This is a genomic window from Alteromonas confluentis, from assembly GCF_001757105.1.
GTDB classification, from domain to species: Bacteria; Pseudomonadota; Gammaproteobacteria; order Enterobacterales; family Alteromonadaceae; genus Alteromonas; species Alteromonas confluentis.
Map to the genome: position 1 here is coordinate 232,549 of NZ_MDHN01000041.1, position 21,736 is coordinate 254,284.

The following is a 21,736-nucleotide window of genomic DNA, read 5'->3' on the forward strand; positions in this document are numbered from 1 at the left end:
AGTGAGTTTGACTTTCCTGTTACACATCGCGTTCTTCATATAAAATACTACAGTAAGTCTTAGGCTGGTTTCGAAAAAATCAGCCTGGCGCATTTCTGGCAAAAACAGCAACGGCCTTTATCGCTGCCGTAAGTCGCTGTTTAAATCACGCCTGGCAACCTAACGAATTAATAAACAAGAATTACCAAAGGATTCCACAACATGACTCAGCAACGCATTACAGTCATTCGCGGCGACGGCATTGGTCCTGACATCATTGACGCCACTATCAAAATTCTCGATAAGGTGGGATGCAACTTCGCTTATGATTACGCAGATGCAGGTCTGGTAGCCCTTGAAAACCACGGCGAACTCCTGCCACAAGAAACACTGGATTTAATTGCGAAAAACAAAGTTGCGCTTAAAGGCCCATTGACTACGCCTGTGGGCGAAGGCTTTACTTCTATCAACGTGAGCCTGCGTAAACAATTTCAATTGTATGCGAACGTTCGTCCAGTACTGTCGTTCAAAGGCACCAAAGCCCGATACGAAGATATCGACATTATCACTGTTCGTGAAAACACGCAGGGGATGTATTCTGGTCTGGGACAGGTAGTTTCTGACGACGGTCAGGAAGCTGAAGCGAAGAGTAAAATCACCCGTGAAGGTGCTGAGCAAATCGTAGAATTCGCCTACGAGCTTGCCCGTCGTGAAGGCCGCAAAAAAGTAACGGCTGTACACAAAGCGAACATTCTGAAATCGACCTCTGGTTTGTTCCTGAAAGTAGCCCGTGAAGTGGGTGAGCGCTATCCCGACATCGAGTCTACCGAGATGATCGTTGATAACACGTGTATGCAACTGGTAATGAACCCACACCAGTTTGATGTGATTGTTACGACGAACCTGTTCGGTGACATTCTTTCAGATTTGTGTGCCGGCCTGGTAGGCGGCCTTGGTATGGCTCCTGGAGCGAATATCGGTAAAGAATGTGCTATTTTCGAAGCGGTTCACGGCTCTGCACCGGATATCGCCGGTAAGAACCTGGCAAACCCCACCTCAGTGATTCTGGCCGCGATTCAGATGCTTGAATACCTGAACATGGGTGATAAAGCGGAGAAAATTCGTAGCGCATTAAAAGAGGTTATTGAAACCGGTGACCGCACCACCCGCGACCTCGGTGGCCAGGCTGGCACAACAGAATTCACTGACGCAGTACTTGAGCGTTTGTAATACACAGTTGTATCAAGAAAGGCGGGTTTAATATCCCGCCTTTTTTGTGCCTGCTAATTCACTGCTTCCACCACATTCCTTCCCCAATACAGCCTTCCTACAATACTGTCCTGAAACTGGACTCCCCAAGCTATCTCCTTATGCGTAATCTACATCCGTACACGATGTACAACCCACTTAAAAGGATGAAGAATTATGTATAACCGTAAACTCGCAACTGCGGTAGCGTTAGCTACCCTGATATTTGGAAGCTCTATGGCATCAGCTGAAGTGATTGAATCCAGCGCCAGTGAGATGGCCGGCATCACCGCGGCTGACGCCATGGATCTCAATATGGTAACTGTTGAAGAACTCATGACATTGCCCGGTATTGGCAAGAGTAAAGCTCAGGCGATTATTGCTTACCGTACAGAAAAAGGCTATTTCCACGAAGTCGACCAACTTACAGAGGTTCGCGGAATTGGTGAGAAGTTACTTGAAAAAATGCGTCACAAGGTAAAGGTTGTACCGAAATAAGTTGCAGATAAAACAAAGCCCGCATGCGCGGGCTTCTTTTTATTTCTTTTACTGCTGACAATTATTAGCCATTCAGTGAAGCAAGGTATTCTTTGAATTCGTCACCTAAAGCTGGGTGACGTAGTGCGTATTCCACGTTTGCTTTCATATAGCCCAATTTGCTTCCGCAGTCATGACTCTTACCTTTCATGTAGTAAGCATCTACCTGTTCAATTTTCATCAATGAATCGATAGCATCGGTAAGTTGCACTTCACCGCCTGCACCAGGAGGCGTAAACTCAAGCAGATCCCAGATTTTTTCAGACAACACGTAGCGACCTACAACAGCCAGATCGGAAGGCGCATCTTCAAGCTCTGGTTTTTCTACCATCTGGTGAATCTTCGCCGACTCACCCGGTTTGATATCCACACCGCCAAGGTCTGCAATACCAAATTTGGTGATGTCTTCCTGCGGTACTTTTTCAACCATTACCTGGCTCACACGACTGGTGTTAAATTTAGCCACCATATCAGCAAGGTTATCTTTCTTCGGATTACTTGCTACGTCGTCGATAACTACGTCAGGCAGTACTACCGCAAACGGCGCGTCACCCACTAACGGATGAGCACAAAGAACAGCGTGGCCCAGACCAGCTGCGTGACCTTGACGTACGTGCATGATGGTTACGTCTTTCGGGCAAATAGACTGTACTTCTTCAAGCAGCTGACGCTTTACACGTTTCTCAAGCGTTGCTTCAAGTTCAAAAGAAGTATCGAAGTGGTTTTCAATACTATTTTTACTCGCGTGAGTTACCAGAATGATTTCTTTAACACCGGCTGCTACACACTCATTCACAACATATTGAATAAGCGGCTTGTCAACCAGCGGCAACATTTCCTTAGGAATTGCCTTGGTAGCTGGTAGCATTCTTGTACCCAAACCTGCAACAGGGATAACCGCTTTTTTCACTTGACTCATATTAAGTGTCCTTTTACTAAATTCCTCGACCCATGGCGTAATGCAATCCTTATTCCGCCATGCAGTTCGACATAAAATAATTTTGCTTTCACAAGCAATTTGATTGACGGTTTATGCCGTAACAACCAATCAATAAATCAGCCAATATCTTTTGGCTGAAGATAAACGGGCATACTGCTAAAGACTCTCTCCCTAACAATGTCCCAAAAACGGGCACGTTCCCAAACACAGGGCGTGCTACGCACCAAATTAGCTCAAAATCACCATATTAGTGCACTAGCAATGATGTTCTAAATGTAACCGAGTTCTGTTGGCAATCGATAAAACATCAACGCGTTTCAAATGTGATTACAGAGATTGTCATGTCTGCAAAAACTATCGTATTGACAAACACTATCTGGTCCACAGAGATTACTTACGCGCTTTCGGCGTAGTAAGTTCAGCAATTATGCTGAAGATAGCATCTTAATCTTTTAGAGCGCTTAATTGTCTTTCTAAACATTTATTTATCACCGGGCGGCGACTAGTATACCGAGTGCATCATGACGATTGTATGACTAATCTAACGCACCTGTTTTACCTTTGACACCATCTTTTAGCCCCTTAAGGAAGAAACGGCCTCGTATTTTGCCTTGTTCAAATACCCAGCGATTGATTAGCCAACGTACTGGCAATCCCATAAGGTTGCGACATTTCCAATATAGTGGAACGTAATCTCTTCGGCTTAGTATTAGAATATTTCTGGCTTGATAGTACAAGCGTATGGGAGCGCCACGTTTGAACGTCAAACCGAGAATTTTCTTTCGACCATCTCCTTGTCGATGTCGCATTTTTACATTCAGGAGTTTCACAATCTGATACCCCTTATCTCTAGCGCGCCAACACCACTCATGATCTACGCCATCGATAAAAAGTGACTCTTCTTTCTCACCAACCGTTTTAAAAATGTCGGCATTTAGCAACATTCCCGATGCAATAATCTGCTTAACAGAAGCAAAATCTTCGCTGATTTTTCGCTCATGCTGAATGGCAGGGCTAACAGCTTCAGCATTAAACTCACAAACGATTTGTGGCCCCACCGCGGCAATGTTCTCCACACTCTGTTGCGCTTTGGAAAACCCGTCGCAAAGACCCGTTAGTAGTGCTGAGGTTATGTCGCTATCTTGGTCGAATAGCGCGATGTGACTACAGCCACACTCAATAAGCACTTTAATCCCAGCGTTCTGAGCGGCGGCGATACCGATATTTGAAGGAAAATGAAGATAAGTAATTTCAGTAGAAAATGTGTCGACTAAGGGTTCCGGTGAATTGTCTACCAGGATGATAGGTAAATTCTCAGCCTCAATACCCGACAGCACCTTGTTGAGATGCGTTAAGTCGGGGTGAAAAAGTATAATAACGATGCCGGGCTTCACGATTTATTCCGCTTTTCCAGCATTTTACGATCCATTCGGTAAGCCATTTTCACAATTCTGGCCGGCATTAGCCGCATGGTAAGAACACCACAGGCATAAATCAGATTCCAGGGAGTTAATCGCCGTAACGCGCGCATAGCAAATAAACGCGCTCGGAATTCATTGAGCGACTTTGTGAGTCCGCGGCGTTTGTAGAAATTGTTTACCCGACGAAACTCCAGCAGTCGATCTTTAAGATTGCAAAAAACGATGCCTTCACTGGCGAGTTGAATCCACAAAAAGTAATCCTGCGTATTCTTCAATTCGGCATCGTAGCGAAATCCCTGACGAAAGACGTCATAGCGGAATGCAACGGTTGGGTGATTCATTGAACAACGTCGGGGTAATACACGCACGATCTGCGCGTGGGAGGCTGGCATAATACGAGCGCCAACCTTTTCACCTGCCTCGTTGATTTCCGTCAATGCAGCGCCTAACACGCCGACTTTCTCGTGATTATTCAGAAAGGAGACTTGTTTTTCGAGTCGCTCCGGCAGGGATATGTCATCGGCATCCATACGAAAAAAATAGTTCAGACTTAACGCCATCCCCCACTCTATCGCAAAGTTCATGCTCGCAGCCAAACCGACATTCTCGGCGTTTTTGGCTAGCACAATGCGACTGTCGTTAGCTGCGGTGTCGGTTAGGAAGGCTGTAATCTCGTCAGAGACGGGGCCATCGATCACAATGAGATAAATAAACGACTGATAAGACTGGCAAAGCACACTATCAACTGCTTGCTGTAACCATGCTAAACAGTCATTGTGATAAACGGCCATTGCAACGAGCGACTCTACATCTGATGCAATCGCTCCTTGATGAATAATTGTTGTATTGGCTTTGGACAAAGCAACCGCCGATATCGAAAGCAAAGCTGAAAATAAGAAGCAAACATAGCAAATTTATAACGCTGAGTCTGCACTAAATATGGGCAATCAGTTTTTCGCGGATGCTCTCATCGACTTCTTAATTGTTCTGATCATTCGCCAAACATTCTGGATCACGTAGCTGTAAATCATTAGCAACCCGATGAACGACCAAAACATGACGTATTCAGGAATGGCAAGAATTTCACCCACTATGCCTACGCCGGCGTAACACAGACCAAGGAATAAGATTGCAGCAAGGGCCTGTCTGCTTGTCAAACCCGCGCGCATGAAGATGTTATGCAAGTGCTTTCGGTCTGGACGAAGCATGGATTGCCCTTTTCGAGCGCGACGATACATAATTGCCGCCATATCCATAAGCGGGAGCCCTATCAACCAAACCGCTGTGATGGGTCTGAAAGCTGCCGCAGGACCTTGAGTGTGATCAACGAGCAACCAAACGATAGTGAGCCCGACGAACATACTGCCGGCGTCGCCCATAAATATTTTGTTGCCTTTGAAGCCTTTCCAACTCAGGTTAAAAGCCAAAAATGGCACGATGGCCGCCACGATTATAAGCGGCTCCATAATGGCACTACCATTACCAGTGAATAGCAATATGCCGACCACAGTAAGCAAAACAATCAGGCTCATGCCACCGGCAAGTCCGTCAATGCCGTCGATCATGTTGAACGCATTGATAACACCGACGACACAAACAATTGTAAAGAAGTAGCCAACGATACCTAGATAGGCTTCTCCGAAACCGAAAATGTTACCCAATGAGGTGATATAATTTTGCGCACTCCACGCCATAATGGCCGCCACACCGAACTGGCACAGCAAGCGCCCTTTAGCACTTAACTGAAAACGGTCGTCAAGCATACCTAACAGGACAATAAACGCAGAAGCAGTGAAGAATAGCGGGTTATTTCGCATCCACACATCAGTTGCGACACTGGCCACAAGCACGGCCATAAAAATAGCAACGCCGCCAGTGAGAGGAACCATACCGGCGTGACGTTTACGATAGGAAGGATGATCCACCAGGCCAAATTGATGTGCCAAAGGCGTCATCACGATCAATAGGATCAACGCGACAAAAAAAGCCGTAAACAGTGGAACAATTTGCAGATAATCAAACATACAAAAAACTATATCCGTTCAGAAATCTGAGTTTGCATTTTCGATTGCTTGAAAAGTGTTGAGAATTGATAGTCGTGATCCATGCTCTGGGTTACATCCTGAAAAGAATTGACAGTTATTTCGTCAATACCGCCATATGATAATAGACTAAAGGCGAAAAGACTACTGTCTGTTTTATTTCTTCTAAGAAAAACAACTTCAGCCTTTGATCCAAATAGTCACATCCAACCTATTTGTTGTCGTGTGGCAAGCAGGATTTGAGCCATTCCCTTCAAAACTATGTAATATTGCTAGTTGAATTTTTTAATCCCACAAGTGTCGGATAACTGCAAATGCGTTGATTTGTGTTATGCTACGGCCCCAGTTTTGACAAGGAATTATTAAGACATGTTTAGTATCAGAGGTTTGAGTACTGGTCTGGTAGGTCTGACGTTACTCCTCAGTGGATGTGCCTCCGCCCCCGAGCCGGTGAATGCAAACATTCCTTTAGTGTCTACAAAAAGTATTGAGTTGGTTAGCGCTGAAGTCGTATCCGTGCCACAAGGCCAAATTGCTTCCGGTAGCCAGGTTCAGATTAATGGCTCACTGTACCTTGTTGGAAACAGTTATCTATCTGCTTCTGGTATGAGTTGCAGAACATTAAAAGCAATGGCCATGACAGCGGCTCCGCGCTCTATGTGCCAGCGCGACGGGCAATGGCAAGTTCTTTCGCCACTCATTACTCATACTAACGTTCAATAAAATGGCAACATCTATGTCTGTATTTCGCTCACTCCTCACTTTAACTTCTGCATTAGCAACCACAGCGTTTCTTTCTTCTGTTGTTAATGCTCAGTCCATTGCTGATTTACAACAATTAAGAGAACAAGCACAGCAACAAGGTAACAATTCGTCTTCTACAGACAGTACCTCCTCGAATGTATCGGTTTCTCCAATGAACATTCCAACCAGCCGCACTTTACCCGGAGCCAGAGCGGAGAGCATGTCGACAAACGGACAATATAATCGTTCTTCAAGAGAAGGCATGGTACTGCCTGGTGAACCGACAATTGAAGATGTTTACCCTTATAGCGAGCCACTGAAAAGCCCACCTTTTGCAGCCAATTTATTTATCGGCGGGTTCGAATCTGAACGCGCTAACGGTTTAAATGAAAACTACCTGATTGCCCCTGGCGACAAAATTTCAATTTGGATGTGGGGAGCCGTTAACTTTTCCAATGTGGTGACCGTTGATAATCAAGGCAATATCTTCATCCCGAATATAGGCCCGGTGCAGTTAGCCAATACACCAGCGGGTTCAGTAAATAGTAAAGTTACGTCGGCTATAAAACAAATTTACACCAATGATGTAAATGTCTACGTTAACCTACTCACTTCGACACCTGTGGCAGTGTATATCACGGGCCCGGTAATCCGTCCTGGTCAATATGCGGGTTTGGCATCTGACAGTATTCTGTACTATTTGAAGCGTGCCGGTGGCGTAGATTTCACTCGTGGTAGTTTTCGTAATATCGACATCAGACGCAATGGAGAAATTGTCGCAACAGCCGATCTCTATGATTTCGTCAGGCTTGGCAAACTCCCCGGTATTTCATTCCAGGATGGCGACACCATCGTCGTTCGTCCTGTAGGGGACCGTATCACAGTCGCCGATGGTGCGAATAATAGCTTCACCTTCGAATTCAAAAAGGAAGAGCTCATTGGCCGCACGCTACTAGACTATGCCCATCCTCGCGACTTTATCAGCCATGTGTCAGTAGCAGGCTTACGCAACGATAGTCAGTTTGCTCAGTACCTTAATCTCAATGAGTTTGCAGAAATTACTCTCAATGCGGGTGATGAAGTCAACTTTATCAATGATCATGAAGCTAAGGTGTACCAAATCAATATTGAAGGCGGACATTCTGGCCCCTCAAAAATCATGGTCGACAGAGGAACAAGGCTTAAAGACGTGCTGAATTACGTGCAGGTTGTGCCGTCATTGTCTAACCCCGAGAATGTCTATCTGTTAAGAGAGACCGTCGCGGAAAAACAGAAAGAGCTTATCGAGCAATCACTCCAGAGGCTTGAACGAAGCATCTACACCGCGCCCATCAGTTCCACAGGTGAAGGTTCAATCAGGGTACAGGAAGCGCAGTTGGTCAGCGACTTCATTGCCAGAGCGAGAGATATCGAGCCTGAGGGCCGTGTTATAGTCTCTGAAAATGGGGAAGTCGCGAATGTTCTGCTCGAACCAAACGATACTATCGTTATTCCAGAAGCCACTGACCTGGTACAAATAGGTGGCGAAGTGATGATGCCTCAGGCCATTGTGTTCAATGATGATGCTACCACGGCAGACTATATAGCCTGGGCAGGTGGATTCACACAGCGCGCGGACGACGAAAGAATTTTGATTATTCGACAGAATGGTATCGTGGAATTTGACAGCATTCACCACAGCTTGTGGTCTGAAGGTGAAGGCAAGCTGGATATCAAACCTGGCGATCAGGTGATGGTATTGCCTTCTATAGATGTGAAATCCCTTCAGGCAATCAAAGATATTACCCAAATTATTTATCAGATTGCTGTAGCAGCTAACGTTGCCGTTAACTAATGGAGCTTTCGTTTAAAACGCAACTACGAGGATGGCGAACCGTTATCTTCGCGCTTTTTTTGCGAGAGATGCAGAGCAAATTCAACGATAAGCTCGGATTGGGTTGGGCTTTTGTTGAGCCCTTTATTTTCATTTTTGCGATGTCTTTTGCCCGAGGTTTTATCAGTGGGTCAGACGTCCACTCTGTGCCTATCTTTGTATTTATGATGATGGGCTTAATGGGCGTGCAATCCTTTATGACCTGCACAGGCAGTGTACCGAATGCAATAAAACAGAATAAGCCGCTTTATGCCTTCAGGCAGGTTCAACCTATAGCAGCTCTTATTACATCAGCGTTTATGGAATTTTCAATTAAATGCGGGGTAATTGTATTAATTGCTTTGGGTATTTATCTGCTTGATCTCGACTTTCAGTTAGCGGACCCATTGCTTCTAATAGCTTTGTTCCTTCTGCTATGGCTCTTTTCTATATCAATAAGCCTGATTTTCGCTGTGCTGATTGCCTTTGTACCGGAAATAAATAAAGTTAAAAATATGCTCAACCGACCCATATTTTTTATTTCCTGTACCTTTTTCAGCTTACAGGATTTTCCTGAAAGCACCTGGCACTGGCTAACATGGAATCCGCTGGTACATATTATCGAATTAAGCCGATACGCTTGTTATCCCTCTTATGGAGATGCCGGCGTTTCTGTATCTTTTATTGTTGAAGTGACTGCTGTATCTCTGTTTCTTGGACTGGCACTCTACCATATCACTTGGAAGAAGATTCTTGCCCGATGATTAGATTGGAAAACCTCACAAAGAGCTATCCCAGCAAACTGGGACCTCAATACATTTTCCGCAACCTGAATTTTGAATTTCCAACAGAGAATAGTGTTGCGATTCTGGGCAAAAATGGTGCTGGTAAATCCACGTTGTTCAGAATGCTGGCCAAAAGCGAATACCCGGACAGGGGACGCGTCTTAACCAATAAATCGATGTCATGGCCTGTTGCTTTACAGACAGGTATCCACCCACAAATGACAGGAAGAGAAAACACCCGCTTTATTGGCAGAATTAACCAGGTGAAATCCCTTACCAAGTATGAGAAGGCCGTGCAGGAATTTGCAGAAATAGGAAACCGATTCGACCTGCCTGTACGCACTTATTCATCAGGCATGCGCGCTAAGCTGGTTTTTGCTTGCTGTATCAACATAGATTTCGATATCTATCTGATTGATGAAGCTACCTCTGTTGGTGATCCCGCTTTTCGCAGAAAAGCCCGCCAGGCTCTGGTAGAGAAGAATACAACTGCTGGCATGATTATGGTCAGTCATGAACTGGATCAGATTCGAGAGTTCTGTACTTCAGCAGTTTTGATAAACAATGGCAGTCTCAAGTTTTTTCCAGACCTTGAAGAAGGCATCAGCGCCTACATGGAAGAAAAATAGTTAAGTGGTTATGACGAATGAATATTAAAGAAAATCTGAACAAGCTGAAAAAAAACAAGATTGTTTTTATTTTCGCTCCCTGGCTAATATACGCCCTTTACTTAATACTTATTGCTGCCCCCCAGTATGAAAGCGCAAGCAAATTGATTATTAAATCCACCGACGGGGGCAGTTCTTTTGACCCTACATCACTGCTTGGAGGTTCAATAGCAGGCGTCTCGGGATCCAACGACAGCCAGGTTATAGAGGCGTACATTCAGTCCAACGATATGCTTCAATTTCTGGAAAGGTCATTACACATCAGTGAACACTACTCATCAGACATGGGCGATATATTCAGCCGCCTCTCTGGTAATCACACTAAACTGGATTTTTTCGAATTTTATCAGCAGCATGTAACCGTTGAAGTCGACTCGGCATCGTCTGTTATCAGCCTCAGCGTGCGCGCTTTCAGCCCTGAGTTCGCACAGCAAATAAACCGCGCAATCATCGAACGCGCGGAAAACTTCCTGAATGAAATTAATAATAATCTTGCGAAATCGAAAATGACTTTCGCCCAAGGCGAGCATCAGATCGTTGAAGATAAACTTCAGAAGGCCAAACAGGATATTCTGGCGTTCCAGTCTGAATACAACGTGCTCGATCCTACCGCCGAGGGCGCGGTGAGTCAGCAGATTGCATTTTCTATGCAATCAACTCTGGCGCAAAAGCGTGCAGAGTTGAACACGCTGGAAACCATGATGTCGCCGAATGCATCCGAGGTTATTAGCCTCAAGCGTCAAATCTCAGCCATCGAAGAGCAGATGAACGAACAACGTGAAAATCTGAGCAAGCAAACCGGACAGCAATCGCTCTCGGTAACCCAGCAGATGGCGCAGTACAGCAACCTGCAAATTCAGCTGCAATTGGCTATTCAGGCATTCTCATCCTCCCTGGTATCGCTGGAGAACGCTCGTGTTGAAGCGTATCAGCAATTGCAACACCTTGTGACCATTGAATCCCCTACACTGCCAGATGACAATGCCTATCCTAAAATTGTCTATAATCTGGTGCTTTTCGGCGTCATTCTGCTTATCGTTTACGGTACTGTGCGTATCGTTATCGCGACCATCAAAGAGCTATAATCGGCCAAACGGGCTGGAACCACCCTGCGTTTCAGCCCGTTTATAGACTAATTATTTTCCCAATCCATTCTGTTGTGTATAGTGAATGGATTGGGTGCTAAAACCCATCACGCGTAGCGCTTTAGCCAGGCTTAAACACGTTTATGCAGACAAGGCAGGCTGCGCGATAACTATAACAATCAGTAAAAATGGAACGATATTGTGACAATAAAAACATCTAACGATTCCAGTTTCTTCGGCCATCCAGGGGGCTTGCAGACACTGTTCTTCACAGAAATGTGGGAGCGCATGAGTTACTACGGTATGCGTGCTCTTCTTGTTCTTTTCATGACAGCCAGTGTGCAAAAAGAAGGTCTTGAGTTCACTGTCGCAACCGCCGGCGCTATTTACGGCCTTTATACCGGTGCGGTTTATTTTCTTGGCTTGCCGGGCGGCTGGTTGGCCGACCGTCTTTTAGGTGGTAAACGCGCAGTTTGGTACGGTGGTTTAATTATCTTCGCCGGACACGTTGTTCTGGCCATCGATTTACAAAACCTGTTTTTTGTTGGTCTCATTCTGGTTGCAACCGGAACAGGTCTACTTAAACCCAATATTTCTGCCATGGTGGGCCAACAGTATGGCGACAACGATGCCCGTCGCGACAGTGGCTACGCCCTGTATTATATGGGCATTAACTTGGGTTCATTGATCGCTTATCTGGTCACCGGTTACCTGCAGGAAGGTTGGGGCTGGGATTACGCTTTCGGCGCTGCCGCTGTCGGTATGGCCTTGGGTCTGATTCAGTATCATTTCACTAATGGCTCACTGGCTGGAGCATCGGTAGAGCCCGCAAACCCGTTTATCGGTGAAGCTAAGCGCAAAGCGTGGATGGCAGTAGCTGCTGTTATTGCTGTATGTGCAGTGGTTATCGTGCTTGCTCACACAGGTACTATCGTTATAGAGCCGGTATCACTGGCACAGAAGGTTGCAATCTTCTTTACGCTAGTATTCTTCCTGTATTTTGGTTACATCTACTTTAAGGGTAATCTCAATGAGGATGAAAAGCGCAGAATGTGGGCGTTGTTACTGGTGTGTATTGCATCGGCCTGCTTCTGGTCTGGCTTTGAACAAGCTGGCTCATCATTGAACTTATTTGCGCAGAATTATACAGACCGTGCACTGTCATCGGGCTGGTTTGGCATGGATAGCATCCCTACCGTTTGGTTCCAACTGTCTAATGCATTATTCATTATTGTTCTTTCTCCGTTTTTCGCAGCGCTCTGGATTAACCTCTCTAAGCGCATGATCGACCCTTCCTACACCATCAAAACAGCCATAGGTATTGTTTTCATGGCCACAGGTTTCCTGGTTATGTTCCTGGCATCACAGTATGCTGCGCAGGGCTTGAAAGTTGCACCTATGTGGTTGGTGACGACTTACTTCCTTCACACAGTTGGTGAGCTTTGCTTAAGCCCGGTTGCCTTGAGCGCCGTTAGTAAGCTTTCTCCAAAACGTTTTGCGGGTCAGATGATGGGTGTATTTGTACTAACGTACTCTATCGGTAACATTATTGCCGGCCTGCTTTCGGGGAATTTCGATCCTGAAAATGTTGAAACGCTGCCTGCACTTTACATGCAAATTGCACTGTTCAGCATCGGTATTGCCATCGTGATTGGGTTGCTCAGCCTTAGATCACGCCACTGGGAAAAATCAGGTTTGTCAGAAAAGGCATAATCGGGTTTTCACCTGCAAAGCAATCCCATACAATAACCGCCATAACTCATTTGTTAAGGCGGTTTTTTTGTAGCTGCTATGAAAATATTTTTTTCCACTCGCAGTATTCCCGCATTGGCTACCCGCTCGCTTTCAGAGCGAGTTCGGATTATGGAGAATGCAGCCAAATGTCTCACCACGCCTGAGAAAACACTTCTCAATTTATTAAAATTGCTCGTTATTGTGCCTGTTTTCGTATTGATAATCAGAACAGCAAATGACTGGCATTCCCTGCTTTGGGCGTTAGTGGTATTTCTGTTGTACCCACTTATTGTGAAACCCATTCAATATTCGTTGTGTGCCAAGTATGTGCCACAAGTTTTATCAAAGGAGCGACAATGAAAACTATTCTGGTTACTGGCGGTGCGGGATACATAGGAAGTCACACCGTATTGCAGCTATTAGAGCAGAATTATGGCGTGGTTGTGCTGGATAATCTGGCAAACTCGAGTGCAGAATCTTTAAGACGTGTGGAGTCTATCACTGGAAAGTCCGTAACATTCGTGCAGGGCGATATTCGAGATACCACCGTGTTGGACAGTATCTTCAGTGAACACAAGATTGATTCCGTTATCCACTTTGCCGGCCTTAAAGCTGTAGGCGAGTCGGTGCAAAAGCCACTGGAATACTACGAAAACAACATGTACGGCACGCTGACACTGTGCAAAGCGATGCGCCAACACAATGTGAAGAATATCGTATTCAGTTCATCTGCAACGGTCTACGGCGACCCTGTTGCCCTACCTTTGCACGAGAAAATGGCTACCGGTCATCCCACTAATCCTTATGGCATGTCGAAACTCATGGTCGAGCACATGCTTACCGATCTCTATGCTTCCGACGAAGAGTGGAACATCGTTTTGCTTCGCTACTTCAATCCGGTTGGCGCCCATGAATCAGGTTTAATTGGCGAAGATCCTAACGGTATCCCGAACAACCTGATGCCTTATATTTCTCAGGTAGCTACCGGCAAATTAGAGCAGCTAAGTGTATTTGGCGACGATTACGATACCGAAGATGGTACGGGCGTTCGTGATTACATTCACGTTGTCGATTTAGCAGCCGGTCACCTTAAAGCGCTAGACCGACTCGAGCTCAACATGGGTCTCGACGTTTACAACCTTGGAACCGGGCAAGGTTATTCTGTGTTGGAAATGATTAAAGCGTTTGAAAAGGCGTCTGGCCAAACAGTTAACTATAAGATTGCACCGCGTCGTGGCGGCGATGTGGCAGCCTGCTACGCAGACCCGACATTAGCCGCCCAAGAGTTAAACTGGAACGCTGGCAAAACCCTGGAAGATATGTGTCAGGACGTATGGCACTGGCAATCTAAGAACCCGCAAGGCTATAACGCATAACGTTCAATATGGGGTTGGAGCTAAACGGCTCCATAGCACTCGAACAATAAAAAAGGCGAAGCTTGTTCAGCTTCGCCTTTTTTATATATAAATTTATGCAGCTTTATTCGTTACTGCTGTCTGTCTCATCTTCCTGGACATCACTTTCGTCAAGCATCATCTGGAATTGTTCGAACTCATCGAGCTCTTCTTGCTTAATGACCTTTTCACCACTCTTGCCATCAGTCACCCGATATTCCAGATTCTGGAAGTAGGCATTTTTAACGAAGGAGTATGGATCTAGCGACTGCTCCAATTGCCCTTCCTGATCGATCAGCGCTGCTCGTCCTTCCAACGCTGTAACGGCAAAGCGCACCACATTGTAAGTACCGGTGAGTACTGTCATCGGATAATAAACGTTGTCAACCACCCGTCCCGTTAAGGTGCGTGGATCATTTGGCCCCAGTACCGGCACCATCATATAAGGGCCAGTATCGACGCCCCAACGGCCGAGCACTTCACCAAAATTTTCACGCTGACGAGCAATCCCCATCTTTTCAGCCACATCAATGGTACCAAGAAGACCGACAGTCGAATTAATGATAAAGCGGGCCAAGCTATCCAAGCCTTCGTCGACTTTACCCTGGAAAAAGTTATTGAACATGTTACCCGGCTCTTCCAGGTTATTGGTGGCATTTAATAAACCGGTTCTAGCGAACTGCGGCATAACCGTGACGTAGCTGATTGTTACAGGCCGTAGGATATACTGGTCAAGCACTTCCCAGTTAAAGTTCCAGGCAACGCGGTTCAGCGGCTCCAGAGGGTCTTTCGGATCACCGTCTGGGATTTGCTGCTGTTCAGCCTGTTCGTTTGCAGCTTGTTTACTGGCACAACCAGACAATAGAGAAACGCCCACCATAAAACCGGCAAGCAGGATTTTCGACATATTTGTCACTTCAGTTCCTTGTTGATTTGTATTGCAATGGGGAGCACTTCGCCCGGTTTTACCGGTGCCGATAATACCCCCTGAAGATCTCCTGCTGCAGGCATGACATCATCATCGGAAGAAATTCGCGCTATAAGTTTCGCCTGAGTTAACGATGCCACTGTATAGGCAGGCATCATGGCATTATCAGTCGTTAACGACAAAGATACAGGGAAATTTTGTAACGGCATTTTAACCACTGCCGCAGGCATACGATTTTCGCTTAAATTGTCCTGGGCGTAAACAATCAGATATCCCGTTTCAGGTAGCATCGACCGCATTTCATCACTCACGGTAATGGCTATATCAAAACCGGTTCGGGCTGCGCTTTCAGACGGCGCTGGCACATCCTGCAGCTGCGCCTCCAGTTCGGCGATACGCTGTGCGATTCCGATTCGGGTTTCATTTTGCGGTGGCAGTTTATTTTCAATCTTAGCGAAATAAAGACGGGTGTTAGGCAGGTCACCCAATCGCGCAGACACCACTGCCATCATCAGTGCCAGGTTGTCATTATCCGGATTTTCATTGTTCAGCACACCCAGAACTGACTGAGCCTTCGCCAAACGCTGAGCATTCTCAGTTACCATAAGCGCCTGAGCGTAGGTGATACGAATGGTGGTGTCTTCAGGCTTAATCGACAGTGCTTTTTCGATGGCTTGAATCGCCTGGTCGTCCTCACCCACAGACATCCACAAACGCCCCAGATACATCCAGCCTGTGGCATCTTCGGGCTCATCACGCAAACGCTGACGAATAGCATACGCAAGGCTGGTGATATCCTGGGCAGTAAAATCCTGCCCATTTCCAGACGCCAGTTTTTCACTCAGTTCAGGTAAAGATTCAATGGCAGTGGTGGCCTGCTCCACCTGCTGGAGATGATTCACTGAAGAATATACTACCCCAGCGACGACAATCGCGATAACGGCTCCTAAAGCAAGTGGTATTGCGGCGTTGCGATGGCTTCCCTGCTTTTCTGCCACGGCCTCATCCACCAACGCGAGTTTTAATTCATCACTGGCTTTTTGTTTGTCAGACTCAGAAATTAATCCTTCTCGGGCTTCTCTATCGAGTTCAGCAAGACGCTGCTTAACAATCGAAATGTTTGACGCAACATCTCGTTGAGTAACTTGTCTGCGACGTAGCCAGGGGGTTGCCACCAAAACAATAACCAATGTTATGAGGCCCGACGCTATCAGCCAGAATTCCGCCCAACTCATGATTTATCCTGCTTTAACATTGCTTCAGCCTGTTTCAACTTCGCCCCCTGGTCGGGCAAAGGCGCTTTGGAAGGTCTGCGCATTACCAGAAATAACACCACAAAGATGAAAACCAGTGGCAAAGCCCAAAGCCATATAGTCGCCGCTGTGACGGGTGGCTTGTAATACACAAAATCGCCGTAGCGATCCTTCATGTAGGTAACGATTTCTTCTTCAGACTTGCCTTGCTTTAGTAGTGTATACACTTTTCGACGCATATCATGAGCAATCATGGCATCAGAATCAGCAATATTCTGATTCTGGCACATGGGGCAGCGAAGCTCTGCCGTCAGTTTTAAAAACAATACGCGCTGTTCCGGGTCATTAAACCCGTAGTTGTCCTCTACTGCGAGAACACTCACTGAAGCGAGGGCCAATAGGACGAACATCCAAGTACGCATCAACGACTCCCTGCTACGTTTGTCTGCTGCTCTGCCACGAGCTGGTCATAAAGCGGCCCAATTTTGTTCTCCCACACCCTGGGATTAATGTCGCCGATGTGATGCATACGCACTACACCACGGCTATCGATAAGGAAATGTTCCGGCGCGCCAGTGACCCCAAGATCTAATGAAGTATCCCGATATACGTCGAAAATATTATATTGGTACGGGTTACCATAACGGCTAAGCATACTGGTTACTTCTTCCTGCACCCGGGTCAATGTTTTAGTGCCGAAATCCGGGTCAAGATCCTGGTCAAAATACAGACCGACGAAGTTAACTTTCTGCTCTTCTTTCAATTTAGTCAGATAAGGCATCTCGACCGCGCAAGTTACGCACCAAACGCCCCATACATTGAGAATGGTCACATCACCTTTAAACACATCCTGCGTGTAAGTCACATCGGGCCGCATTAAATCTGGTAGCGAGAATGCCGGTACTTGCTTGTCCTTAACCTGAGAATCTAACTCTCGGGGATCAGAAAACAATCCCTGGAATAAAAACACCACGAGCACTAAGAAAATGACGAGTGGTATTAAGAAAAAACCGATTTTTTTCATCCCTGTTCTCCAGCAACTTCAGTGGATGTCCGACCCAGAATACGTTTCGCTGATGCTATCTTCGCCATGCGGTAGCGACGATCAGACACGGAGCAGATGCCGCCCAAAGCCATGATAACCGCGCCTGCCCAAATCCAGGTCACAAAGGGCTTAATATAAATACGCACAGCCCAGGCTCCATCGTCTAGTGGTTCGCCCATTGCAATGAACAAATCCCGGAACACCGTTGAGTGTATGCCTGCTTCCGTCATCGGCATCCGCTGCACGGTATACATGCGCTTCTCCGGCTCAAGATGCACCAGCTTGTCACCATCTACGTAAACATCGAACACGCCCACGTCAGCGGTATAGTTCGGCCCCTGATAGTCTTTAAGTTCATTGAATTTAAACGTGTAGCCACCAAGGGTCGCTGTCTCACCCGGCGCCATTCTGACATCCCGTTCAAGCGCATAATTCGATACCAGCGTGATGCCGATAATCGTCACAGCAAAACCCAGATGCCCCAAAACCATTCCCCAGTGGCTTGGAGTCAGTTTCCGCAGGCGACTAAAAAGCGTGTCATCAGGCATGGAATCAATTCGCTGCATGACCTCCCAAACGGATGAGACCAGAATCCAGGCAGCCAGCACCAGCCCCATAGCCGCCAGATACGTTGGCGTGTCGTAGGTAAAATTAATTAACACTCCGGCGCTGATACTCAAACCCAGTGCGATAAGCAATTGCTTCTGCAGTGCGCTGGCAGACTGTTGTTTCCAGCGAGTAACGGGCCCTAGCCCAAGAATAAGCACAAAAGGGACAATCAAGATGGTGAACATTTGATTAAAGAACGGCGCGCCAATGGAAATAGAGCCGAGGCCCAATTCTTTATGTACCAATGGCAGAATAGTACCGAGAAATACCACCAGTGTGGCGGCACATAAAAATACATTATTTCCCATCAGCAAAACTTCACGGGAAAACATGCTATACCGACCAGGCGATTTTAATTGCGATGCCCGCAACGCATACAGCAACAACCCAGAACCTGATAACACCACCAGGATGCCAAGAATAAAAAGGCCTCGTGAAGGATCACTGGCAAAGGAATGCACCGATACGATTACGCCGGAACGCACCAGGAAAGTCCCCAGCAGGCTCAGTGAGAACGCCGCAATCGCCAGCAATACGGTCCAGGATTTAAACACTTTGCGTTTTTCAGTCACCGCCAGCGAATGCATCAGTGCAGTTCCCACCAGCCAGGGCATAAAGGATGCGTTTTCCACCGGATCCCAGAACCACCAGCCGCCCCAGCCAAGTTCGTAATAAGCCCACCAACTTCCCAGCGCGATACCCACGGTAAGAAATCCCCAGGCGGCAATGACCCAAGGTCGTGACCAGCGAGCCCAGGTTGAGTCCATTTGTCCGGATATAAGCGCAGAGATAGCAAATGCAAAAGAAACCGAAAACCCCACGTACCCCATGTAAAGCATAGGTGGGTGGATAATCATGCCAAAATCTTGCAACAGCGGGTTCAAGTCACGGCCATCAACAGGAAAGAAAGGCAACATGCTGTCGAAAGGGTTAGAGGTAAGCAGCATGAACAGATAGAAACCGATGCCAACTAAACCGAGTACTGAGAGTACACGGGACACCATCTCATCGGGTATCCCGCGACTAAACAATGCAACGGCAACGGTCCAGATGGATAGCATTAACACCCAAAGCAGAAACGAGCCTTCATGCCCACCCCACACGGCAGTGACTTTGTAGTAAACAGGAAGCTGACTATTTGAATGTTGCGCGACGTAGGCCACACTGAAATCATCAGTAACGAATGCATAGGTAAGTGCAATGAATGCCATCGCGGTAAACAGGAACATGCCCAATGCCAGTGGCTTTGCGGTACCCATTAAAAAAGAATGATTAGTTTGTGCACCCCATAGCGGATACACCGCCAACAGAATCGCGCTGACCAGGGCCAGAGTTAGTGCAATATTACCTAGCTCAGGAACCATAATTAGCCTCCGTTATTCGCAGGCTTCACGTGTTTGATGCCTTTCATCTGCTCGGCCAGTTCCGGCGGCATATATTCTTCGTCATGTTTTGCAAGGACTTCGTGAGCTTCAATCACATTTCCCGCCAATAGCGTGCCAGTGGCAACAATCCCCTGCCCTTCACGGAACAGATCAGGCAAAATTCCCTGATAGCGCACAGTTATAGCCGGTCCGGTATCAACCAGGTCAAAGCTTACTGCGAGACTTTCTGAATCACGGTTAACAGACCCCGGTACAACCATACCACCGATCCGCAGTCGTTGGCCGACTTGAGGCTTAACCCCTTCGCGACCATCCACAATTTGTGTTGGTGTATAAAACAAGTCGATGCTGTCTGTCAGAGCGAACAACATCAAGCCTACTGCGCCCATAACAAGCGCACCAACAAGAGATACAACCAGTAATCGCTGCTTTCTGCGGGGATTCATCTTAATTACTCCTGTCAGGTTCAGTGGTGTCGTTAAGCGCTTGCTGCTGAGCTCGCTGAATACGTAGCTTTCGTTGCTGCTCAGTAACTACCTGTTTTATCAATCGCTTATGCTCAATTACACTGAAAATGGTAATAAGGGCCATGGCTCCCAACGCGACACCAAAAGAGAGCCAAACATAGAAGGCGTATCCGCCCATGGCCCAGAAGTCAGCCCAGGACTCAAACTGCATCATTGGTTTCCTTCTGTTTTACCAGCATTTGCACCCAAGGTCTGTGCATTTCCCGCCGGATGATTTCATTTTTAAGACGCATGGTGGTTACCAGCGCAATAAACAGTGCAAAACCGAATATATTCAGCAACAGCGGCCAAAGCATTTCTGTGGCGATAGAAGGCTTGTCGAATTTAGTGATGGTTGAGCCCTGATGCAGGGTATTCCACCATTCCACCGAATAGTGGATGATGGGAATATTGACCACACCAACCAGCGCCATTACACCAGCGGCTTTACCCGCCTGTTGTTTGTCTTCAAAGGCCGTATAAAGAGCGATAACGCCGAAGTACAAAAACAGCAGTATGAGTTCGGACGTGAGTCTTGCATCCCACACCCACCATGCACCCCACATGGGTTTACCCCATGCAGCACCAGTCAGCAGTGCAATAAACGTCATTACCGCGCCAACGGGGGCCATAGCAATCATGGCCATATAAGCGGTGCGCCATTGCCACACCATACCCACCAACGCCGCTATTGCCATTGCCACATAAGTGCTCATGGACAACATCGCGCTGGGTACATGTATATAAATGATGCGAAAGGAATCACCTTGCTGATAATCTTGAGGTGCATAGGCCAACCCCCAAATTGTACCGACCACCAGACATACCACAGCAGGCAGAGCAAACCACGGCAACAGAGTATTACAAAGCTGATAAGCCCGCTCGGGCTTTGCATAGGGATGTAACCACTTCCACATCAGTTCTGACTCACTTTAAGAGAATATGCAATGGCGGCAGGTGCCAGTGCCATCGCAATCAACAACATAGCGCCAATAATAGCAATTTGCGCACGGTATGGTAGCTGTAGCGCCGCAGCATCCACTGCTGAGGTAGCAAAAATTAATAGAGGAATAAATACCGGAATAAGCAGCAGAGCTAGTAGCACACCGCCCCGTTGAAGGCCTACAGTGAGCCCAACGGCGATAGCGCCAACCAAAGATAAAAGCGGTGTTCCTAACAAAAGTGTGATCACCAATGCGATATACATGTCCACGGTGAGGTTGAGGAACATGGCCAATAGCGGCGATAAAATAAGCAGTGGAATAAACGTAACCAGCCAGTGACAGAGCACTTTCATTGTCGCAACAGCATAGAGAGGCAGCCCAGACAATTGCAACTGCTCCAAGGAACCGTCGGCAAAATCGTCCCGGAATAATCTCTCCATTCCCATTAAGGAGGAAAGAATAGCCGCAATCCAGATAACACCCGGGCCAATTAGCTGTAAGGTATCAGGGCCGGGACCAACCCCAAGCGGGAAAAGTGTCACCACCATCAGTAAAAACATAAGCGGCTGCACCAGCTCGGCCTTCTGTCTGAAAGCCAACGCTAAATCTCGCTTGAATACTCCCCCCATCAAGCTAC

Annotated in this window: 23 protein-coding genes; 10 read left to right on the forward strand and 13 right to left on the reverse strand. The window is 46.9% G+C overall.

Annotation, left to right across the window (positions count from 1 at the left end; genetic code table 11):
* Positions 1 to 201 precede the first annotated feature (201 nt).
* Complete coding sequence (locus tag BFC18_RS19020; protein WP_070127157.1) at positions 202 to 1,209, forward strand: isocitrate dehydrogenase; 1,008 nt, start codon at positions 202 to 204, stop codon at positions 1,207 to 1,209.
* A 195-nt stretch (positions 1,210 to 1,404) separates the two neighbouring features.
* Positions 1,405 to 1,725 carry a ComEA family DNA-binding protein gene (locus BFC18_RS19025; RefSeq protein WP_070127159.1) on the forward strand — a complete coding sequence of 107 codons (321 nt, stop codon included), beginning with the start codon at positions 1,405 to 1,407 and terminating at the stop codon, positions 1,723 to 1,725.
* A gap of 64 nt (positions 1,726 to 1,789) precedes the next feature.
* Here the strand turns inward: BFC18_RS19025 and galU are convergent, their stop codons facing one another.
* The 4 genes from galU to wecA all read right to left on the reverse strand — a co-directional run bounded on the left by galU (position 1,790) and on the right by wecA (position 6,149).
* Entirely contained in the window at positions 1,790 to 2,683 is an 894-nt protein-coding gene (gene galU / locus BFC18_RS19030) for a UTP--glucose-1-phosphate uridylyltransferase GalU (protein ID WP_070127161.1), read from the reverse strand.
* 557 nt (positions 2,684 to 3,240) lie between these two features.
* A complete protein-coding gene (locus BFC18_RS19035) occupies positions 3,241 to 4,098 on the reverse strand; it encodes a glycosyltransferase family 2 protein (RefSeq protein ID WP_070127162.1) in 858 nt (285 codons plus the stop codon).
* A complete protein-coding gene (locus tag BFC18_RS19040; protein ID WP_342670050.1) occupies positions 4,095 to 4,985 on the reverse strand; it encodes a glycosyltransferase in 891 nt (296 codons plus the stop codon). The genes BFC18_RS19035 and BFC18_RS19040 overlap by 4 nt, the downstream gene beginning before the upstream one ends.
* Before the next feature lie 87 nt (positions 4,986 to 5,072).
* Entirely contained in the window at positions 5,073 to 6,149 is a 1,077-nt protein-coding gene (wecA, locus tag BFC18_RS19045) for a UDP-N-acetylglucosamine--undecaprenyl-phosphate N-acetylglucosaminephosphotransferase (RefSeq protein WP_070127163.1), read from the reverse strand.
* 387 nt (positions 6,150 to 6,536) lie between these two features.
* Here wecA and BFC18_RS19050 point away from each other — a divergent pair, with 387 nt between their 5' ends.
* The 8 genes from BFC18_RS19050 to galE all read left to right on the forward strand — a co-directional run bounded on the left by BFC18_RS19050 (position 6,537) and on the right by galE (position 14,411).
* Positions 6,537 to 6,890, forward strand: coding sequence for a hypothetical protein (locus BFC18_RS19050; protein ID WP_070127165.1), 354 nt, complete (start codon positions 6,537 to 6,539; stop codon positions 6,888 to 6,890).
* A 13-nt stretch (positions 6,891 to 6,903) separates the two neighbouring features.
* Positions 6,904 to 8,745, forward strand: coding sequence for a polysaccharide biosynthesis/export family protein (locus BFC18_RS19055; protein ID WP_245680434.1), 1,842 nt, complete (start codon positions 6,904 to 6,906; stop codon positions 8,743 to 8,745).
* Positions 8,745 to 9,527 (forward strand): ABC transporter permease, encoded by a 783-nt coding sequence (locus BFC18_RS19060; protein ID WP_070127167.1) that lies wholly within the window; start codon positions 8,745 to 8,747, stop codon positions 9,525 to 9,527. Before BFC18_RS19055 ends, BFC18_RS19060 begins: the two co-directional genes overlap by 1 nt.
* On the forward strand, positions 9,524 to 10,177 hold the full coding sequence (locus tag BFC18_RS19065) for an ABC transporter ATP-binding protein (protein ID WP_070127169.1): 654 nt from the start codon (positions 9,524 to 9,526) through the stop codon (positions 10,175 to 10,177). Before BFC18_RS19060 ends, BFC18_RS19065 begins: the two co-directional genes overlap by 4 nt.
* Positions 10,178 to 10,194: 17 nt before the next feature.
* A complete protein-coding gene (locus BFC18_RS19070) occupies positions 10,195 to 11,301 on the forward strand; it encodes a KpsE/RkpR family capsule polysaccharide export protein (protein WP_245680435.1) in 1,107 nt (368 codons plus the stop codon).
* Positions 11,302 to 11,508: 207 nt separating this feature from the next.
* Positions 11,509 to 13,014 (forward strand): peptide MFS transporter, encoded by a 1,506-nt coding sequence (locus BFC18_RS19075; protein ID WP_083273213.1) that lies wholly within the window; start codon positions 11,509 to 11,511, stop codon positions 13,012 to 13,014.
* 78 nt (positions 13,015 to 13,092) lie between these two features.
* Entirely contained in the window at positions 13,093 to 13,395 is a 303-nt protein-coding gene (locus tag BFC18_RS21965; protein ID WP_070127173.1) for a DUF6170 family protein, read from the forward strand.
* On the forward strand, positions 13,392 to 14,411 hold the full coding sequence (gene galE / locus BFC18_RS19085) for a UDP-glucose 4-epimerase GalE (protein WP_070127174.1): 1,020 nt from the start codon (positions 13,392 to 13,394) through the stop codon (positions 14,409 to 14,411). The genes BFC18_RS21965 and galE overlap by 4 nt, the downstream gene beginning before the upstream one ends.
* A gap of 103 nt (positions 14,412 to 14,514) precedes the next feature.
* Here the strand turns inward: galE and BFC18_RS19090 are convergent, their stop codons facing one another.
* Genes BFC18_RS19090 through ccmB form a run of 9 tightly spaced genes read right to left on the reverse strand, consistent with a single transcriptional unit; the run spans position 14,515 to position 21,728 of the window.
* A complete protein-coding gene (locus BFC18_RS19090) occupies positions 14,515 to 15,336 on the reverse strand; it encodes an MlaA family lipoprotein (RefSeq protein ID WP_070127555.1) in 822 nt (273 codons plus the stop codon).
* A gap of 5 nt (positions 15,337 to 15,341) precedes the next feature.
* A complete protein-coding gene (ccmI, locus tag BFC18_RS19095; protein WP_070127176.1) occupies positions 15,342 to 16,592 on the reverse strand; it encodes a c-type cytochrome biogenesis protein CcmI in 1,251 nt (416 codons plus the stop codon).
* Positions 16,589 to 17,032, reverse strand: a complete 444-nt coding sequence (locus tag BFC18_RS19100; protein WP_070127177.1) for a cytochrome c-type biogenesis protein — start codon at positions 17,030 to 17,032, stop codon at positions 16,589 to 16,591. Before BFC18_RS19100 ends, ccmI begins: the two co-directional genes overlap by 4 nt.
* Complete coding sequence (locus BFC18_RS19105) at positions 17,032 to 17,634, reverse strand: redoxin family protein (RefSeq protein WP_070127180.1); 603 nt, start codon at positions 17,632 to 17,634, stop codon at positions 17,032 to 17,034. Before BFC18_RS19105 ends, BFC18_RS19100 begins: the two co-directional genes overlap by 1 nt.
* Complete coding sequence (locus BFC18_RS19110) at positions 17,631 to 19,628, reverse strand: heme lyase CcmF/NrfE family subunit (RefSeq protein ID WP_070127182.1); 1,998 nt, start codon at positions 19,626 to 19,628, stop codon at positions 17,631 to 17,633. Before BFC18_RS19110 ends, BFC18_RS19105 begins: the two co-directional genes overlap by 4 nt.
* Before the next feature lie 2 nt (positions 19,629 to 19,630).
* Positions 19,631 to 20,095 (reverse strand): cytochrome c maturation protein CcmE, encoded by a 465-nt coding sequence (gene ccmE / locus BFC18_RS19115; RefSeq protein ID WP_070127183.1) that lies wholly within the window; start codon positions 20,093 to 20,095, stop codon positions 19,631 to 19,633.
* A gap of 1 nt (position 20,096) precedes the next feature.
* Entirely contained in the window at positions 20,097 to 20,327 is a 231-nt protein-coding gene (gene ccmD / locus BFC18_RS19120; protein ID WP_070127186.1) for a heme exporter protein CcmD, read from the reverse strand.
* A complete protein-coding gene (locus BFC18_RS19125) occupies positions 20,317 to 21,072 on the reverse strand; it encodes a heme ABC transporter permease (RefSeq protein WP_070127188.1) in 756 nt (251 codons plus the stop codon). The genes ccmD and BFC18_RS19125 overlap by 11 nt, the downstream gene beginning before the upstream one ends.
* Complete coding sequence (ccmB, locus tag BFC18_RS19130; RefSeq protein ID WP_139139058.1) at positions 21,072 to 21,728, reverse strand: heme exporter protein CcmB; 657 nt, start codon at positions 21,726 to 21,728, stop codon at positions 21,072 to 21,074. Before ccmB ends, BFC18_RS19125 begins: the two co-directional genes overlap by 1 nt.
* Positions 21,729 to 21,736 lie beyond the last annotated feature (8 nt).

What these genes read in the sequence shown, in the direction of transcription:
- BFC18_RS19020 (WP_070127157.1), top strand. Translation starts at nt 202, where the DNA reads ATGACTCAGCAACGCATTACAGTCATTCGCGGCGACGGCATTGGTCCT.
- BFC18_RS19025 (WP_070127159.1), top strand. Translation starts at nt 1,405, where the DNA reads ATGTATAACCGTAAACTCGCAACTGCGGTAGCGTTAGCTACCCTGATA.
- galU (WP_070127161.1), bottom strand. Translation starts at nt 2,683, where the DNA reads ATGAGTCAAGTGAAAAAAGCGGTTATCCCTGTTGCAGGTTTGGGTACA.
- wecA (WP_070127163.1), bottom strand. Translation starts at nt 6,149, where the DNA reads ATGTTTGATTATCTGCAAATTGTTCCACTGTTTACGGCTTTTTTTGTC.
- BFC18_RS19050 (WP_070127165.1), top strand. Translation starts at nt 6,537, where the DNA reads ATGTTTAGTATCAGAGGTTTGAGTACTGGTCTGGTAGGTCTGACGTTA.
- BFC18_RS19055 (WP_245680434.1), top strand. Translation starts at nt 6,904, where the DNA reads ATGTCTGTATTTCGCTCACTCCTCACTTTAACTTCTGCATTAGCAACC.
- BFC18_RS19060 (WP_070127167.1), top strand. Translation starts at nt 8,745, where the DNA reads ATGGAGCTTTCGTTTAAAACGCAACTACGAGGATGGCGAACCGTTATC.
- BFC18_RS19065 (WP_070127169.1), top strand. Translation starts at nt 9,524, where the DNA reads ATGATTAGATTGGAAAACCTCACAAAGAGCTATCCCAGCAAACTGGGA.
- BFC18_RS19070 (WP_245680435.1), top strand. Translation starts at nt 10,195, where the DNA reads ATGAATATTAAAGAAAATCTGAACAAGCTGAAAAAAAACAAGATTGTT.
- BFC18_RS21965 (WP_070127173.1), top strand. Translation starts at nt 13,093, where the DNA reads ATGAAAATATTTTTTTCCACTCGCAGTATTCCCGCATTGGCTACCCGC.
- galE (WP_070127174.1), top strand. Translation starts at nt 13,392, where the DNA reads ATGAAAACTATTCTGGTTACTGGCGGTGCGGGATACATAGGAAGTCAC.
- BFC18_RS19090 (WP_070127555.1), bottom strand. Translation starts at nt 15,336, where the DNA reads ATGTCGAAAATCCTGCTTGCCGGTTTTATGGTGGGCGTTTCTCTATTG.
- ccmI (WP_070127176.1), bottom strand. Translation starts at nt 16,592, where the DNA reads ATGAGTTGGGCGGAATTCTGGCTGATAGCGTCGGGCCTCATAACATTG.
- BFC18_RS19100 (WP_070127177.1), bottom strand. Translation starts at nt 17,032, where the DNA reads ATGCGTACTTGGATGTTCGTCCTATTGGCCCTCGCTTCAGTGAGTGTT.
- BFC18_RS19105 (WP_070127180.1), bottom strand. Translation starts at nt 17,634, where the DNA reads ATGAAAAAAATCGGTTTTTTCTTAATACCACTCGTCATTTTCTTAGTG.
- BFC18_RS19110 (WP_070127182.1), bottom strand. Translation starts at nt 19,628, where the DNA reads ATGGTTCCTGAGCTAGGTAATATTGCACTAACTCTGGCCCTGGTCAGC.
- ccmE (WP_070127183.1), bottom strand. Translation starts at nt 20,095, where the DNA reads ATGAATCCCCGCAGAAAGCAGCGATTACTGGTTGTATCTCTTGTTGGT.
- ccmD (WP_070127186.1), bottom strand. Translation starts at nt 20,327, where the DNA reads ATGCAGTTTGAGTCCTGGGCTGACTTCTGGGCCATGGGCGGATACGCC.
- BFC18_RS19125 (WP_070127188.1), bottom strand. Translation starts at nt 21,072, where the DNA reads ATGTGGAAGTGGTTACATCCCTATGCAAAGCCCGAGCGGGCTTATCAG.
- ccmB (WP_139139058.1), bottom strand. Translation starts at nt 21,728, where the DNA reads ATGGGGGGAGTATTCAAGCGAGATTTAGCGTTGGCTTTCAGACAGAAG.